This window comes from uncultured Tessaracoccus sp. (genome assembly GCF_947255005.1).
In the GTDB taxonomy this organism is placed as follows: domain Bacteria; phylum Actinomycetota; class Actinomycetes; order Propionibacteriales; family Propionibacteriaceae; genus Arachnia.
Window position 1 is genome coordinate 63,456 of the sequence record NZ_CAMYFI010000005.1, and the last position, 11,677, is coordinate 75,132.

Sequence of the window (11,677 nt, forward strand, 5' to 3'; positions counted from 1 at the left end):
GAGCATGAGCATGGTTCACGAATACACGATGGCTGAACGCCTCGAACAGTTGAAGGAACGCCGCGCCGAGGTTGAGGCCGGCGGCGGCGAGGCAAGGCTGGAAAAGCAGCGCGCCAAGGGCAAGATGACGGCTCGCGAGCGGCTGGGAAGACTGCTTGACGACGGCACCTTCCAGGAGGTCGGCGCGTTCCGTCGCAACCGAACCACCACCTTCGGCATGGACAAAGCCAACATGCCGGCCGACGGTGTGGTTACCGGAACTGGTGCCGTGTACGGTCGGCCCGTGCACGTCGCTAGCCAGGACTTCACCGTCATGGGTGGTTCTGCCGGAGAGGCGCACTCCATCAAGGTGGCGGAGGCGCTGCACTCGTCGCTGGAAACCGGCACCCCGTTCATCTTCATCAACGACTCTGGCGGTGCCCGCGTTCAGGAAGGCATCGACTCGCTGTCCGGCTACGGCAAGGTCTTCTACCAGAACGTGCTGCTGTCAGGTGCGGTGCCGCAGATTTCCATCATCTCCGGCCCCTGCGCCGGTGGTGCCGCGTACTCCCCGGCGCTGACCGACTTCATCATCCAGACCCGCAAGGCCCACATGTTCATTACGGGCCCGGGCGTGATCAAGCAGGTCACCGGCGAGGAAGTGACGCAGGACGACCTGGGTGGCGCGGACGCGCACATGGGACGCTCCGGCGTCGTGCACTTCGTCGCGGACGACGACGAGCAGGCAATCCTGATTGCGCAGAAGCTGCTGAGCTTCCTGCCGCAGAACAACTCCGAGGAGCCGCCGATCATCGACCCCGACGACGTGGTGGAGCCCAACGAGAAGCTCCGCGACATCATCCCCGTCCAGGGCAACAAGGGTTACGACGTGCGTGACGTCATCGCTGAGATCGTTGACCACCGTGACTTCCTCGAAGTCCAGGCCGGTTGGGCGATGAACATCGTCGTCGGCTTCTCCCGCATCAACGGCCGCACGGTGGGCATCATCGCAAACCAGCCCTCGGTGATGTCTGGTGTACTCGACATCGACTCGTCGGACAAGGCGTCGCGGTTCATCCGCTTCTGCAACGCGTTCAACATCCCGCTGCTGAACCTCGTTGACGTGCCCGGCTTCCTGCCCGGCGTCGCGCAGGAACACGGCGGCATCATCCGCCACGGTGCGAAGATGCTCTACGCCTACTCCGCCGCGACGGTGCCGAAGATCACCGTGGTCATGCGCAAGGCCTACGGCGGCGCCTACCTCGCGATGTGCTCGAAGGATTTGGGCGCTGACAAGGTGTTCGCTTGGCCGACGGCCGAGATCGCCGTGATGGGTGCGGAGGGCGCTGCCAACGTCGTCTTCCGCAGGGAGATCGAGGCTGCCGAAGACAAGGAGGCGCGTCGCGCAGAACTCGTGGAGGAATACCGCGAGACCTTCTCGACGCCGTACATGGCGGCCGCGCGTGGTCTCGTCGACGACATCATTGACCCCGCAGACACCCGCCGTGAGATCGCGATGGCGCTTGAGATCCTCGTCGGTAAGCGCGAGATTCGTCCCGCCAAGAAGCACGGCCTGGGCCCGGCCTGATCGGAGCACGCAGATGTCTGATGTTTCCGTGAAGGAACTCCAAGAGCAGGTGCAGGCGCTCACCGAGCGCCTGGCCTCCGTGGAGGCGCAGCTCGCTGCTTTGAATTCCGATAAGCAGATTCCCGAGGAGCACCTCGTGGTGATCGGCGCCGCGATTGCGGCATACCTGGGCCACAAGGCGAAGGTGCGTGCGGTGCGCTTCCGTCACCAGGAGAACTGGGCGGCGGCGGCGCGTGGCCGTGTGCACAACCGTTCGGTACCCCACAACCGTTGACAGTCCGAGAGTAGGCAATGATGAAGTTGAAGGTGACCGTCGACAAGACGGAGTACGAGATCGATGTCGAGGTGCAGGAAGAGGAGCGCCAGGGATTGGGGCCGGTGGTGATCGGCGTCAATGGCGGCTCGAACCCCATCCCCACCAAGGCCTCGATGCCCGCGTCGAGCGCGAGCGCCATTACCGCGCCGCTCGCCGGTTCGGTGAGCCGTATCCTCGTGGAGGAAGGTCAGGAAGTCGAAGCCGGCACCGTCGTGCTGGTGCTCGAGGCCATGAAGATGGAGACCGAGATCACGGCCCCCAAGGCCGCCAAGATCGAGACCATCCTCGTGCAGAAGGGCGACGCAGTCCAGGGCGGCCAGGCCCTCATCGCCATGGCCGACTGACCAGTCGCAACTCGGTCCGACGATAAGGAATGCGGGAAGCCACCGAAACAGGTGGTCTCCCGCATTCTTTGTTGCGTTCCACCCTCGGTCATCGGGGCCCGGTCCCGATCATCGAGTAGCCCACGTAGTGGGCGTATCGAGGTGCATTCCCAGCTACCCGCTCTAACGATTGGATAGCATAGGCCCGGGATTGGAGATTCGATGAGCCACGACGAGGACGAACCGACGCAGCCGCTGTCGCTCGACGAGTTGCGTCAGGAGATGAGCGGCATGCGCCGCGAGCAACCCGTTGACCCCGACGACCACACAAGTCTGCCTACCCCCAACCCGCGTGCACCAGTGGACCGCGCCGACGTGATCGGCGAGGGCGCGAAGGCTGCCGCGGCGTGGTCGGGGCGGTTCCTGCTCATGGCCGCAGCCGTCGCCCTCACCTTCTGGACGCTGGGCCAGGTGCGCGAAGCGCTCATCCCACTGCTGCTTGCGTTACTCATCGCCTCGGTGCTGTACCCCGTCGTGAGTGGCCTTCGCCACATCGGTGTACCTCACGGCATCGGCGCGCTGGTGAGTTTGCTGCTCGGTGTTGGGCTGATTGGTGGGCTGGTGAGCTTGATCGCGCCCAGCGTCGTGAGCCAGTGGCCGGTGCTCGCCGATCAAACGGTGAAGGGCATCCGAAAGATACAAAACTGGGCGTCTGGTCCGCCGCTGAACATCCACGACGAACAACTCAACCGCTACCTCGGCCAGCTCACCGAGTGGTTGCAGGGCCATTCTGGAGACCTGGTGAGCATCGTGCTCAACGTCAGTGGCAGCGTCTCCAGCGGCCTCGTCACGCTGGCCATGACGCTCGTGATCGTGTTCTTCATGCTGAAGGACGGGCACAAGTTTGTTGGCTGGGCGCGCTCGGTGGTTGGGCGACGCGGCGGCTTCCACGTCTCCGAACTGTTCACGCGCCTGTGGAACACCCTGTCGGGATACATTCGCACGCAGGCGATTGTCTCCATGGTGGATGCGGTGTTCATCGGCGGCGGTTTGTGGCTGATGAAGGTGCCGCTCGCGTTCCCTATCGCCGTGCTCACGTTCATGGCCGGGTTCATTCCCATCGTCGGTGCCGTCACCGCTGGCGGTGTCGCCGTGCTCGTCGCGCTGGTGACGGGCGACGTCGTGCAGGCGCTTCTCGTGCTCGGCCTCGTCATCTTGGTGCAGCAACTGGAGGGCAACATCCTGCAGCCCGTGCTGCAGTCTCGCGTGATGGAACTGCACCCCGTCGTCATCATCTTGGCAGTGTTGTTGGGCGGCGGTTGGTTCGGCATCATCGGCGCCTTCCTCGCGGTGCCGGTGGCGGCGGCGAGCGCCGTCGTATTGCGCTATCTGGGTGACATGATCGACCTCAGAACTGGCGATCGCGTCGCCAGCGATATCGCGTGGGCCACCGACGACGGGCACGTCGTCGGTGGCGAATCGGAGAAGTCGGCGCGCTTCTTCCAAGACCTGGTGCTGCGCCGAGTGCGTTCCACCCACGATCACGACACCGACGCAGAACAACCCCCTGTCGCGGTGGACGAAGGAGACGCTCGCAACCCAGTGACGTCGGTGTTCCGCAAGCTCAAGCGCCGCGGGAAGCACCACGACGACGAGGCGCCGTCGGAGTAAGGGCGCGGCGCGCTACTGGGCGACGCGGTGCATCTTGTGCTTCGCCTGGGCGCGCGGCCGGATGGTCAGGCGGTCGACGTTCACGTGGTGGGGCCGGGTGACCATCCAACAGATGGCGTCGGCGATATCTTCCGCGACCAGCGGGCCGGGAACGCCTTCATACACCTTCGCGGCGCGGTCTGCGTCGCCCTCGAAACGGGTGAGTGAGAATTCGTCGGTGGCGACGAGGCCAGGTGCGATCTCGGTGATCCGCACGTCGGTGTCGACCAGTTCCAGCCGCATGGATTCCACCAGCGAACGCTCCGCGGCCTTCGCGCCGCAGTACCCCGCGCCGCCTTCGTAGCCGGCGTCGGCGGCGATTGAGGTGACGAACACGACGATGCCCGTCGCCGTCGTGAGCGCGGGCAGGAGTGCTTGGGTGACGCGCGCGGTACCGAGCACGTTGGTGGCGTACATGCGTTCCCACAGCTCTAGGCGCGCTTCGCTCACATCCTCGAGGCCCAGCGCGCCGCCCGCGTTGTTGACCAGCACGTCGAGGGAATCTCCGACGGCGTCCGCGAGGCGGGCCACGTCGTCGGGGTTGGTGATGTCGCAGGGGAATGCGATGCCGTCGATCTCGCTGGCCAAGGCTTCGACGCGCTCGGCCCGCCTGGCAACACAGATCACCTTGTGGTCATGCTGAGCGAGCAGCCGCGCGGTTGCGGCACCGATTCCCGAGCTTGCTCCTGTCACTACTGCGGTCTTCATGTCGCAAGCCTACGCGGTCAGCCGCGCTGAATCAGCGACCACCCGAAAATGACCGTTATCCTCCACGCCCGAAGAAAATCTGGATTTTGAGGGGGTTCGCGGCTTTTGGTGGAGGATAACGGTCGAAATTTGTAGAGTGCCGGCCGGCGGAGTTCCTCACCGTCGCTGAGCCCGCGCCGGCATGTGCGCCCTGGGGCACCACAAAAAGTGACCGTTATCCTCCATGAGAAGCTGCACACCCCCGTATTTCGAGGATTATGTGCAGGCGTGGAGGATAACGGTCAAAAGGCGGGCGTGGCCCGACGGTTACTTCTTGCCCTGGTTGGCGACGGCCTGGATGGAAGCAGCAGCGGCCTCCGGATCGAGGTAGCGGCCGCCCTTCGTGACGGGCTTGCAGGCCTCATCGAGCTCGTACACCAGCGGAATGCCGGTGGGGATGTTGAGGCTCGAGATGTCGTCGTCGGAGATCTCGTCGAGGTGCTTCACCAGCGCGCGCAGCGAGTTGCCGTGTGCGGCGACGAGCACCGTCTTTCCCGCGGTGAGGTCGGGCTTGATCTCGGCCTCCCAGTACGGGAGCATGCGCCCGACGACGTCTTTGAGGCACTCGGTGAGCGGACGTTCCGATTCGGGGATGTCGGCATAGCGCTCATCGGAGAACTGCGAGAACTCGCCGTCAGCGTCGATCAGCGGCGGTGGCACGTCGTAGCTGCGACGCCACTGCATGAACTGTTCTTCGCCGAACTGGTCGCGGATTTCGGTCTTGTTGAGGCCCTGCAGCTTGCCGTAATGGCGCTCGTTGAGACGCCAGGAGCGCTTCACCGGAATCCAGTGGCGATCAGCGTTGTCGAGAGCGATGTTGGCGGTCTTGATGGCGCGGCGCAGCAGCGAGGTGTGCACCACGTCGGGCAGGATGCCCTCCTCCTTCAGGAGCGTGCCGCCGCGCTCGGCTTCGGCGAGGCCCTTTTCGTTGAGATCGACGTCCACCCAGCCGGTGAACAGGTTCTTGGCGTTCCATTCGCTCTCGCCGTGGCGGAGCAGGATCAGCGTGTTAGTCATGGTTGCAGCCTACCCGCCTATGCGAGACGCCCGCATCACCTGGTGGGGGATATGCGGGCGTCGCAGCAGTTAAAGAATCAGGCGTTGGGCCAGTCTTCGCCTTCTGGGACCTCGCCGGTGATCAGGTAGATGGTGCGCCGACCCACCGCGACGGCGTGGTCGGCGAAGCGCTCGTAGTAACGGCCGATGAGCGCGACATCGACGGCAGCAGCGATACCGTCGTTCCAGTTTTCGTCCAGCAACACGTTGAAGTGTTCACGACGAAGATCGTCCATCTTGGTGTCGATGTCGGCCAGGCCGTAGGCCTCTTGGGCGTCGCGGTTGGCGAGGGCCTCGCGCGCCACGTCAATCATCTTCAATGCGATCTCGCTCATGGAGCGGAAGTTGGGTTCGAGGCTTGCCGGCACGGCCTTGTTGGGATAGCGCAGGCGGGCAATCTTGGCGATGTGCGCGGCGAGGTCACCCATGCGAGCGAGTTCGAAGACCATTCGGATGGCAGATACGACGGTGCGCAGTTCGCCGGCCACAGGGGCCTGGAGAGCGAGCAGGGACAGGCATTCGTATTCGAGCTTCTCGTGCAACTGATCGAGCTCAGCGTCGTTGCTGATGACGGCCTCAGCACGGTTGATGTCGGCCTCGAACAGGGCCGCGGTGCTCTCCTCGAGTGCGGTCTCAACGAGTTCCGCCATGTGGAGCAGGCTCTTCAGGAGCCCGTCGAGTTCTTCGTGGTAGCTGGTTCGCATGGCATCTCCTTGGTTGATGTCTCAATGCTATGGGCTGAATGCAGTCTGGTGGACAACGGTCCACGCTAGCCGTCCAACCTTCCCATTCTGGGATGAGATTTTGAACAGTATGTGAACGCTTGGTGACGATTTTGGGTGCATTCGACGGGCAGTGGCGGGCCACTAAACTCGGTGCCATGTTGTACGTTGGCGCGGGCTTGGTGGGGGCGGCGTTGGCGTTGCTGCTCGCCGGTGCAGTGGTGGCGCTGGTGTGGGCATCCCGCCGGCGCACTGTCGCGCTCGCGCAACTCAAACCGACGATCGATCCGCTCGTCGAGCGCCTCATCGCGCAGTTGCCCATTGGGGCGGCCGTCGTTGGTCCCCACGATGAGATTTTGGGGCACAACGAAGCCGCGGTGCACATTTCGCTCGTGAAAGGCACCCGGCTGGGCTACAAGGATTTGCTCGAACAAGCGCGGGATGTTCGGCAGTCTGGCTCGGAGTTTTCTGGCGACATCAGCCGGGAAGCGATTCCGGGTGAGCCGCCGCTGTCGCTCACAGTGTCGATCAGTCAGCTCGACGAGGATCAGCTGCTGGTGCTGGGTGTTGACAACGCCCAATCGCGTCGGGTGGAGGCGATTCGTCGGGATTTCGTGGCGAATGTCTCGCATGAGCTGAAGACGCCCATCGGCGCGATCGGGGTGCTCGCGGAGGCGGTGGAAGCTGCGAAGGACGATCCGGCGGCCGTCGAGCGTTTCTCCGTGCGCTTGCAGCGTGAGACGAAGCGCCTGTCGGAGCTGGTGTCGCAGATCATCAACTTGTCTCGCTTGCAGTCGGCGGCGCCCAACGTCGCGCACGAGCCGGTGTCGCTGGTTGAGGTTGTCGAGGATGCCATCAGCAACTGCCGCGAGTCTGCGGAAGACCGGCGGGTGCATATCATCGTCGGCGATTTGCAGGACGTCACCATCGCCGGTGACAAGTGGGAGCTCACCGACGCCGTCACCAATCTGGTGCAAAACGCCATCAACTACTCCGACAAGGGAGCTCGGGTGGCGGTCAATATCGTTACGGAGCGCGACCACGGTGAGGATGTCGTCGAGGTGAAGGTGTCCGACAACGGCATCGGCATCTCGAAGGAAGACCAGGAGCGGATTTTTGAGCGCTTCTACCGAGTCGACTACGGCCGCAGCCGCGATACCGGGGGCACTGGGCTCGGGCTCTCGATTGTCCGCCACATCGTCATGGCGCACGGGGGAGCCATCACGGTGTGGTCGAACCTTGGGCAAGGCTCCACGTTCACGCTGCGATTTCCCGTGCCGAGCGATCTGAAAGGTGAAGGGCAAGATCAATGACACGCATTCTGATCATCGAAGACGAGGAGTCGTACCGCGACGCGCTCGCGTTCATGCTCCAGAAGGAGGGTTTCGACGTCAACACTGCCGCCGACGGTGCCGAGGGCCTCGCGGAGTTCGACAAGCACGGTGCCGACCTGGTGCTGTTGGACCTCATGATGCCGGGCTTACCCGGCCTTGAGGTGTGCAAGCAGCTGCGTGCGCGGTCCAACGTCGCCATCGTCATGGTGACCGCTCGCGACAGCGAGGTGGACAAGGTGGTGGGCCTCGAGCTCGGCGCCGACGACTACGTCACCAAGCCGTTCAGCCACCGCGAGCTCGTGGCGCGCGTGCGAGCGGTGCTGCGTCGCGGGCAAGACCAGGAACTCGTCCCCGACGTCGTTGAGGTGGGGGGAGTGCGTATCGACGTCGAGCGTCACCAGGTGTACGTCGATGGGCAGGAAGTGCGGTTTGCGCTGCGCGAATTCGACCTGCTCGAGCTGCTGCTGCGCAACCCGGGCCGAGTGCTCACTCGGGGCCAGCTGATCGACCGCATTTGGGGCAGCGACTACGTCGGCGACACCAAAACCCTCGACGTGCACATCAAGCGTCTGCGGTCGAAGATTGAACGCGACCCGTCGAAGCCGGAGCGCCTCATCACCGTGCGCGGGCTGGGCTACAAGTATGAAGGCTGAGCGACGGGGATCCCGCCGGGCGCTGCCAGTTGGCCGCGCAGGCTAGGACTGCGTGGTCTCCCAGAGCTTCTCGAAATCAGGGTGCGTATTGGAGTACACGGGCACCTCGAGCGGGATGGAGCCGGTGCTGAGCTCGATGACCACGCGCGCGTTGCGACCGGGCGTGAGGTCTGCATTCTTGACGGTGACGGGCTTCTCCTCGAATCGCGCCGTTCCATCTGCGGGCACGGTGGCCTGGAAATCGAGTGTGCTCGGTTCGCCGAAGGAGCCGTCCGGCTTTTCCGGCGCGTAGTGAATGGCTTGCACTTGCGTGCCGTCTACCGATGCGACGGTGCCTGCGAGCAGCCCTTTGCCCTCATCGTCAACGACGAACAGCACGTTGCGAGCCTTCTCGCTTGCGGCCGCACCGTTTCCTTGGGTCACCGCCAGCTCGCCTTGAACCCCGGCTGCCGGAGGCACGTTCGGCTGCCACCCGGAGGCGGTGCAGCCCGTGAGAGCAATGGCGGATGCGGCGACGCAGGCCAGCGCTGCTTTCCGTACGCGAGCGAACATGGTGCAACCTTCCGAGACGATAGGTGATGGTCGTCATACTAGCCGCAACCAGTGACATTCGTCGTCCCGACGGCTCACCGAGCTTATTGAAGTGTGTGGCCGGGTTTCGATATGTGAGCTGCGCTCGCTACTCAATCGCCTGTGGGCCAGGCTCGATGATTGAGCCGCGGGCGGAGCCCGCGTGTCGAAATCATCTCGGGTGTGGTTTTGATGGTTTCGATACGCGCCTGCGCTCGCTACTCAACCGCCTGATGGGCCCGGACGGTCCGCCTCCGACCGTCGAGTAGGCGGCGTAGCCGCTGTGTCGAGACGTAACTACGCGGGAGGCGAACCCAATCACACTTGCCTGAGATTTGTCCAAGGAGACACGCGGAAAAGTCTGATAGAATGGCCTCGCGAAAGGGGCCAAAACAATATGACTTTTTCTATCGGTGAAACGGTGGTCTACCCCAATCACGGGACGGCCGTCATCGAAGATATCGAAAACCGCACTATCAAGGGCGAAGACCGCATGTATCTCGTCCTTCGCATCATCGGACAAAACGATCTGGTGGTTCGTGTCCCGGCATGCAACCTCGATCTCGTGGGCGTCCGCGATGTCGTCGATGAAGAGGGGCTCGAGAAGGTGTTCAACGTCCTGCGCGATAAGAACACCGAGGAGCCGTCGAACTGGTCCCGTCGTTTCAAGGCAAACATGGAGAAGCTGCACTCCGGCAACATTTTGAAGGTTGCCGAGGTTGTACGCGACCTGTGGCGCCGCGACCAGGGCAAGGGCCTGTCGGCTGGCGAGAAGCGGATGCTCACCAAGGCACGCACTATTCTTGTCGAAGAGGTCGCCGTCGCGAACAAGCTGGATAACGAGAAGGCTGAAGCCCGACTGGATGAGATTCTCGCCTCCTGAGATGACCAACCGCAGCATGCAACCGGTCGCCGCCATCGTGGTGGCGGCCGGTTCTGGTTCCAGGCTCAGACGCGAGCTGCCGAAGGCGCTCGTTGATGTCGGCGGGGTACCGATGGTGCGACGATCCGTCGACGTCCTGCGTAGCGCGGGCGTGGGGCAGATCGTCGTCGTGGCCCATCCGGGCCACCCCGACCAATTCCGCGCCGCCCTGTTAGGGCTCACCGAACTCACCATCGTCTCTGGCGGCGCCGAGCGCCCGGAATCGGTGCGCAAGGGCCTCGACGAGGTGGACGCCCCCGTCGTGTTGGTGCACGACGCGGCCCGCCCGCTCGTTCCGGTTCGCGTTGTGAACACAGTGATGCAGGCGCTCGCCTCGGGAGCGCAGGCAGTGATCCCCGTCGTGCCGGTCATCGACTCAATGAGGCGCGTGGAGGGTGAAGGCAGCGCCGTCGTTGATCGCGCGGCGCTCAGGGCCGTGCAAACCCCGCAAGGGTTCGTTGCCGACGTGCTGCGCGCCGGGCATCGCCACGTTCAGCAGCACGGCATCGCGGTGACCGACGACGCGTCAGCTTGTGAGCTCATCGGTGCGCCGATTACCTTCGTCGAAGGAGATCGCGAGGCGATGAAAATCACCGAGCCGCTTGACCTCGTGCTGGCCGAGGCGATGTGGCGAGCGAGGAGCTGACCATGCTGGTAGGTATTGGCACCGACGTGCACAGGCTCGTCGAGGGTGCGACGATGCGGCTGGCCGGCCTCACCTTTCCCGACGAACCGTGCGGCCTCGAGGGACACTCCGATGGCGATGCCGCCGCGCATGCCATCTGCGATGCCCTATTTTCCGCCACCGGGCTCGGCGACATGGGCAGCAACTTCGGTACGAGCGAGCCACAGTGGGCGGGCGCGAGCGGCGTCGAGTTTCTTTCTGAGGCGGCTAGGCGTGTGCGTGAGGCGGGTTATGAGATCGTTAACGTCGCGGTGCAGGTGATTGGCAATCGCCCGAAAATGGCGGGGCGGCGGCAGGAAGCGCAAGAGGTCATGGGTGCTGCGCTGGGTGGCAGGGTGACGGTCACGGCCACCACGACGGATGGTCTTGGCCTCACAGGGCGTGGCGAAGGCGTGGCTGCAGTGGCCGTCGCGTCGGTTAGGCTGGCTAGTACCACGACGCCTTGACGCGCCCCGTCACTGGCTACGAAGGTAGGAGGCCTACGATGTCTGGACCTGCACAACCGGGACCACCCGGCTTCGCCGGATTCCCCAATGCACCTCGGCCCAACCGCACCCCGTACCTTGTCGTGATCGCTGTGCTTGCCGTCGCTCTCATCGGGCTGCTGATCTGGGCCTTCATGCCCACCGACGGCGGCCCCTCGCCCGAGCCTTCTGCTGAACCGACGCCATCGGCGACTGAGCCGCCGGAACCGGAACCTGAGCCCGAACCAAGTGAAGCTCCTAGCACCGACATGCCCGCGACGGAGGAACCACCGACGGGCGACCCGAGCGCGCCTGGCCAAATCAGCGACGGGTACGCCGTTTTGCGCGAGATACTGCCGGAGAAACTGGAGGGCTGAGGGCTGCAGTTTGCAAGAAGTGGGTGGGCAATTGCAGCCTGTGTACAGAGATGGCCGGAGGCGGATCAGCTTTGTACCTGTCGGTGCGTATAGGAGCCCGGAGGAGATGGGTGAGGGTCAACAAGATCTGCAGCAGTTCGACGGTGGGGCGTGCTATCTGAATCCGGACTCGACGGAAGAAACGAGAGTGATCACGTGTGCTATCGCACCGAAGGCGGCGCAGGGGGAAGT

Annotated in this window: 14 protein-coding genes; 10 read left to right on the forward strand and 4 right to left on the reverse strand. The window is 63.9% G+C overall.

The window, feature by feature from the left end; genetic code table 11:
- The first annotated feature begins 10 nt into the window (after positions 1–10).
- From Q0X61_RS02280 to Q0X61_RS02295, 4 genes are all read left to right on the forward strand, one after another.
- The gene (locus Q0X61_RS02280) at positions 11–1,567 is read left to right on the forward strand and encodes an acyl-CoA carboxylase subunit beta (RefSeq protein WP_297739956.1); all 1,557 of its coding nucleotides are present in this window, start codon (positions 11–13) and stop codon (positions 1,565–1,567) included.
- Positions 1,568–1,580: 13 nt separating this feature from the next.
- Positions 1,581–1,841 (forward strand): hypothetical protein, encoded by a 261-nt coding sequence (locus tag Q0X61_RS02285; RefSeq protein WP_297739929.1) that lies wholly within the window; start codon positions 1,581–1,583, stop codon positions 1,839–1,841.
- A 20-nt stretch (positions 1,842–1,861) separates the two neighbouring features.
- A complete protein-coding gene (locus Q0X61_RS02290; RefSeq protein WP_297739958.1) occupies positions 1,862–2,227 on the forward strand; it encodes a biotin/lipoyl-containing protein in 366 nt (121 codons plus the stop codon).
- Between the two features lie 201 nt (positions 2,228–2,428).
- A complete protein-coding gene (locus Q0X61_RS02295) occupies positions 2,429–3,877 on the forward strand; it encodes an AI-2E family transporter (RefSeq protein WP_297739931.1) in 1,449 nt (482 codons plus the stop codon).
- 12 nt (positions 3,878–3,889) lie between these two features.
- On the opposite strand, the gene Q0X61_RS02300 is transcribed toward Q0X61_RS02295, so the two are convergent.
- From Q0X61_RS02300 to phoU, 3 genes are all read right to left on the reverse strand, one after another.
- On the reverse strand, positions 3,890–4,624 hold the full coding sequence (locus Q0X61_RS02300; RefSeq protein WP_297739932.1) for an SDR family oxidoreductase: 735 nt from the start codon (positions 4,622–4,624) through the stop codon (positions 3,890–3,892).
- Positions 4,625–4,930: 306 nt separating this feature from the next.
- Positions 4,931–5,680, reverse strand: coding sequence for a phosphoglyceromutase (locus Q0X61_RS02305; RefSeq protein WP_297739934.1), 750 nt, complete (start codon positions 5,678–5,680; stop codon positions 4,931–4,933).
- 77 nt (positions 5,681–5,757) lie between these two features.
- Positions 5,758–6,423, reverse strand: a complete 666-nt coding sequence (gene phoU / locus Q0X61_RS02310; RefSeq protein ID WP_108871217.1) for a phosphate signaling complex protein PhoU — start codon at positions 6,421–6,423, stop codon at positions 5,758–5,760.
- Between the two features lie 176 nt (positions 6,424–6,599).
- Here phoU and Q0X61_RS02315 point away from each other — a divergent pair, with 176 nt between their 5' ends.
- Positions 6,600–7,754: a cell wall metabolism sensor histidine kinase WalK gene (locus tag Q0X61_RS02315; RefSeq protein ID WP_297739938.1), complete on the forward strand. Its 1,155-nt coding sequence runs from the start codon at positions 6,600–6,602 to the stop codon at positions 7,752–7,754.
- On the forward strand, positions 7,751–8,428 hold the full coding sequence (locus tag Q0X61_RS02320; protein WP_297739940.1) for a response regulator transcription factor: 678 nt from the start codon (positions 7,751–7,753) through the stop codon (positions 8,426–8,428). Before Q0X61_RS02315 ends, Q0X61_RS02320 begins: the two co-directional genes overlap by 4 nt.
- Positions 8,429–8,470: 42 nt before the next feature.
- Here Q0X61_RS02320 and Q0X61_RS02325 read toward each other — a convergent pair whose 3' ends face one another.
- Complete coding sequence (locus Q0X61_RS02325) at positions 8,471–8,980, reverse strand: hypothetical protein (protein WP_297739941.1); 510 nt, start codon at positions 8,978–8,980, stop codon at positions 8,471–8,473.
- Positions 8,981–9,395: 415 nt separating this feature from the next.
- Between Q0X61_RS02325 and Q0X61_RS02330 the strand changes: the two genes are divergently transcribed.
- From Q0X61_RS02330 to Q0X61_RS02345, 4 genes are read left to right on the forward strand one after another with little or no spacing between them, the layout of a single operon-like run.
- Complete coding sequence (locus Q0X61_RS02330; protein ID WP_297739943.1) at positions 9,396–9,881, forward strand: CarD family transcriptional regulator; 486 nt, start codon at positions 9,396–9,398, stop codon at positions 9,879–9,881.
- A 1-nt stretch (position 9,882) separates the two neighbouring features.
- The gene (ispD, locus tag Q0X61_RS02335; RefSeq protein ID WP_297739945.1) at positions 9,883–10,566 is read left to right on the forward strand and encodes a 2-C-methyl-D-erythritol 4-phosphate cytidylyltransferase; all 684 of its coding nucleotides are present in this window, start codon (positions 9,883–9,885) and stop codon (positions 10,564–10,566) included.
- Between the two features lie 2 nt (positions 10,567–10,568).
- The gene (gene ispF, locus Q0X61_RS02340) at positions 10,569–11,051 is read left to right on the forward strand and encodes a 2-C-methyl-D-erythritol 2,4-cyclodiphosphate synthase (RefSeq protein ID WP_297739947.1); all 483 of its coding nucleotides are present in this window, start codon (positions 10,569–10,571) and stop codon (positions 11,049–11,051) included.
- Between the two features lie 38 nt (positions 11,052–11,089).
- The gene (locus Q0X61_RS02345; protein WP_297739949.1) at positions 11,090–11,446 is read left to right on the forward strand and encodes a hypothetical protein; all 357 of its coding nucleotides are present in this window, start codon (positions 11,090–11,092) and stop codon (positions 11,444–11,446) included.
- Positions 11,447–11,677 lie beyond the last annotated feature (231 nt).

What these genes read in the sequence shown, in the direction of transcription:
- Q0X61_RS02280 (WP_297739956.1), top strand. Translation starts at nt 11, where the DNA reads ATGGTTCACGAATACACGATGGCTGAACGCCTCGAACAGTTGAAGGAA.
- Q0X61_RS02285 (WP_297739929.1), top strand. Translation starts at nt 1,581, where the DNA reads ATGTCTGATGTTTCCGTGAAGGAACTCCAAGAGCAGGTGCAGGCGCTC.
- Q0X61_RS02290 (WP_297739958.1), top strand. Translation starts at nt 1,862, where the DNA reads ATGAAGTTGAAGGTGACCGTCGACAAGACGGAGTACGAGATCGATGTC.
- Q0X61_RS02295 (WP_297739931.1), top strand. Translation starts at nt 2,429, where the DNA reads ATGAGCCACGACGAGGACGAACCGACGCAGCCGCTGTCGCTCGACGAG.
- Q0X61_RS02300 (WP_297739932.1), bottom strand. Translation starts at nt 4,624, where the DNA reads ATGAAGACCGCAGTAGTGACAGGAGCAAGCTCGGGAATCGGTGCCGCA.
- Q0X61_RS02305 (WP_297739934.1), bottom strand. Translation starts at nt 5,680, where the DNA reads ATGACTAACACGCTGATCCTGCTCCGCCACGGCGAGAGCGAATGGAAC.
- phoU (WP_108871217.1), bottom strand. Translation starts at nt 6,423, where the DNA reads ATGCGAACCAGCTACCACGAAGAACTCGACGGGCTCCTGAAGAGCCTG.
- Q0X61_RS02315 (WP_297739938.1), top strand. Translation starts at nt 6,600, where the DNA reads ATGTTGTACGTTGGCGCGGGCTTGGTGGGGGCGGCGTTGGCGTTGCTG.
- Q0X61_RS02320 (WP_297739940.1), top strand. Translation starts at nt 7,751, where the DNA reads ATGACACGCATTCTGATCATCGAAGACGAGGAGTCGTACCGCGACGCG.
- Q0X61_RS02325 (WP_297739941.1), bottom strand. Translation starts at nt 8,980, where the DNA reads ATGTTCGCTCGCGTACGGAAAGCAGCGCTGGCCTGCGTCGCCGCATCC.
- Q0X61_RS02330 (WP_297739943.1), top strand. Translation starts at nt 9,396, where the DNA reads ATGACTTTTTCTATCGGTGAAACGGTGGTCTACCCCAATCACGGGACG.
- ispD (WP_297739945.1), top strand. Translation starts at nt 9,883, where the DNA reads ATGACCAACCGCAGCATGCAACCGGTCGCCGCCATCGTGGTGGCGGCC.
- ispF (WP_297739947.1), top strand. Translation starts at nt 10,569, where the DNA reads ATGCTGGTAGGTATTGGCACCGACGTGCACAGGCTCGTCGAGGGTGCG.
- Q0X61_RS02345 (WP_297739949.1), top strand. Translation starts at nt 11,090, where the DNA reads ATGTCTGGACCTGCACAACCGGGACCACCCGGCTTCGCCGGATTCCCC.